Consider the following 2,832-nt stretch of genomic DNA (forward strand, 5'->3'; position numbering starts at 1 on the left):
ATTGGCTGGTCGGGCAGCGAGAAGCAGGGCGCGTGCAACACGGTGCCGGGCAGTCGGGCGTGAGGCACCAGCTTGAGGTTTTCATTCCCCATGATATAGGTCGCGGCACCATTATTTGCGACGATCAGCAGCGCCTCTTCGAAGCGGGGAATAAACCCACTCAGATATTCGAAATTGCCCCCATGCTCTTTATCGGCATAGATAATCAATGCATCAAGACCCTGCTGACGCATGGCGCGTAAGACGCGCTGTAGGCGTTCTCGCTGAGTTTCATCACTAAGCGGAGTGCTCTGCACACTGGCATAGGTTTCCGGCTGAGGAATGGCTTGCAGTGTGTATGATTCCGGTTCATTCACTGTCATGATCGCCTCTGAATAACGGGGGAAAGGTTGCTGCCTCTGATCGTATGAACGAATTATAACCTAACCTGACCTCATCACGCGGTGTCGAGCCTGACGATAATAAAGATTTTTCGGCGGATCACATTTTGGTTATCGCTATCGAGGATTTAAATTATTTTTATATAATCAAATTATTTTAATGTTATGAATTTTATGGTTTTAATTTGTTTTTACAGAGGGCGGGATATTTATTTATTAACCAGATTCATTTTTTCTGAACTTAGATTCAGCAATGCACCGTTGCGGCTTGTGCGGCTATTTTGGATATTTATGGCGAAATGTTTTTTTATTTAGAGGTTCGCAATGAATGATGTTGAATATTTAGCAAAGGCCAAAACGCTGACGACTCCGGAACTTGCTGATGCGCTTGATTTCTTTTCTTTGCCTGGGACATTGCTGGGTTTGAAGGCGATTACGGGAAATCAAAAAATAGCAGGATGGGCCTGGACAGTCCGTTATGTTCCCGTCGATCCTGATAATCCAGGCTCGGTTGGAGATTATATCGATCAGGTTGAGAAGGGCGATGTCATTGTTATTGATAATGCAGGCCGACAGGATTGTACCGTATGGGGCGGCATTTTAAGTCAGGTGGCGGCAGCTAAAGGTATTGCCGGAACCATTATTAATGGTGTAAGCCGCGATACCGATGAGGCGATAAATGCACATTACCCGATCTATGCCTGCGGTCATTATATGCGTACAGGCAAAGACAGGGTTCAGGTTGCCGCAGTAACCGGTGCCGTTAATATCTGTGGTGTATTAGTGAATCACGGAGACCTGATGGTGGCCGATATTGATGGTGCGGTAGTGATTGGTAAAAAACATATTGCTCGGGTAATTGATCGCGCTTTGGAAATGAAAGCCATCGAAGAGCGCATTGTTCAGGATGCTCTGGCAGGAATGTCTATTTCCGCCGCCAGAAAGAAGCATAATTACCACCTGTTACAACGCAATCCCTCTTTATAAATAAGGCCATATCGTGAAAAATGAAAATACGCTGACTGACGCCGTTGTCGAACATTTAATTCGACTGGGAAGCGCAACCGTTTATGAAGCACAAGGGGCTGTTGGGGCATTGTCTGAAGCCATAAAACCCCTGGCTCGCGGCATGAAAATGGCGGGGCCTGCCTTAACGTTACACATGCGTCCCGGTGATAACCTGATGGTGCATTACGCCTTAATGCATGCAAAGAAAGGTGATGTACTGGTTATTAATTGTGATGGTTTTACGGCTGCTGGTATTTGGGGGGATGTGCTGACAACACAAGCACAGCATATTGGTCTGGCGGGACTGGTAGTTAATGGCGCGGTAAGGGACAGTGATGCGATTATCGAATCTGGTTTTCCTGTCTTTGCCCGAGGGATCTCTATTCGAGGAACGGAGAAAAAACAACCAGGCACGTTCAATGGAACATTGATTATTGGTGACTGTATTATCCGTTCCGGTGATATCGTGGTCGGCGATTCGGATGGTCTGGTCGTCATCGAACGCGAACAGGTTGATAACGTTATTAAACTCTCCGACGCGAGAGAGGAAAAAGAAAATAACTATAAAAATAAAATTATCAAGGGTGCGACAACAGCGGAATTGATGCAGCTGAACCGCGTCTTTGATTCTCTCGACTTAAAATGAGGTTTTGAAAATGAGTCTGAATATAGAACAGGCGGCATCAGGGGTTAAACCGACCCATCATCGGTGGTGGGTCGCCTTCTTATTTTTCCTGATTTATACCATTGCAGCAGCAGACAGGGCCAATCTGGGGGTAGCACTACCGTTTATCAGAAAAGAATTTACCATGACGAATGCGGAAGCCGGTGCGCTTGTCAGCCTGTTTCTGTTGGCCTATGCCTTTATCCAGATCCCTTCGGCCTGGTTGATTACGCGTTTTGGTGTGAGGAAAGTCTTCACGTCATCCATGGTTCTGACCTCCATCGCGACGGCCCTGACGGGATTTGCCGGGTCTATTGTGCAACTTAAATTGTGCCGGGTGTTGTTAGGTATTGCTGAAGGCCCACTGCCTATTGGCGTAACCTCCACCATTAACAACTGGTTTCCGTCGAAAGAAAAAGGCATCGCCTCCGGCATTTTTCTTTCTTCTATCAAGCTTGGCCCCGTGATAACGCCGATGGTTCGTTTATTATCCTGCATTGGGGATGGAAAGAGGTTTTTTTGTTCTTTGCCCTTCCGGGACTGCTCCTGCCGGTTATGTGGTTCCTGTTTGTGAAGGACAAGCCCTCTGAGTCCAGCTTCGTCAACCAACAGGAAGTCGACATCATCAATGAAAAGCGGACGGCGGCGCAGGTTCAGGAGAAGAAAGTCTACAAACGGATACCTTACCTGGACAGGTTTATTCGGGTGCGCAATACCCCTAAAGTAACCACAACCCAGCAAGTGTATCGCTCATGGAATGTGTTTGGTTGCGGTCTGGGC

5 protein-coding genes are annotated in these 2,832 nt (G+C 47.2%); 4 read left to right on the plus strand and 1 reads right to left on the minus strand.

What is annotated here, in order from left to right:
- A partial coding sequence (locus tag J5224_RS24580) for an aminopeptidase P family N-terminal domain-containing protein (protein ID WP_264627843.1) occupies positions 1–362 on the minus strand: 362 nt, incomplete at its 3' end.
- A 342-nt stretch (positions 363–704) separates the two neighbouring features.
- On the opposite strand from J5224_RS24580, the gene J5224_RS24585 reads away from it, so the two are divergent.
- The 4 genes from J5224_RS24585 to J5224_RS24600 all read left to right on the plus strand — a co-directional run.
- Positions 705–1,367: an RraA family protein gene (locus tag J5224_RS24585; protein WP_264627844.1), complete on the plus strand. Its 663-nt coding sequence runs from the start codon at positions 705–707 to the stop codon at positions 1,365–1,367.
- Positions 1,368–1,380: 13 nt separating this feature from the next.
- Entirely contained in the window at positions 1,381–2,034 is a 654-nt protein-coding gene (locus J5224_RS24590; RefSeq protein WP_264627845.1) for a 4-carboxy-4-hydroxy-2-oxoadipate aldolase/oxaloacetate decarboxylase, read from the plus strand.
- Between the two features lie 10 nt (positions 2,035–2,044).
- Complete coding sequence (locus J5224_RS24595) at positions 2,045–2,626, plus strand: MFS transporter (protein WP_264627846.1); 582 nt, start codon at positions 2,045–2,047, stop codon at positions 2,624–2,626.
- Positions 2,623–2,832 (plus strand): hypothetical protein (locus J5224_RS24600; protein WP_413544718.1); only part of this gene is annotated, 210 nt, incomplete at its 3' end. The genes J5224_RS24595 and J5224_RS24600, both read left to right, overlap by 4 nt.

The sequence above is a fragment of the Candidatus Symbiopectobacterium sp. NZEC135 genome, from assembly GCF_025962695.1.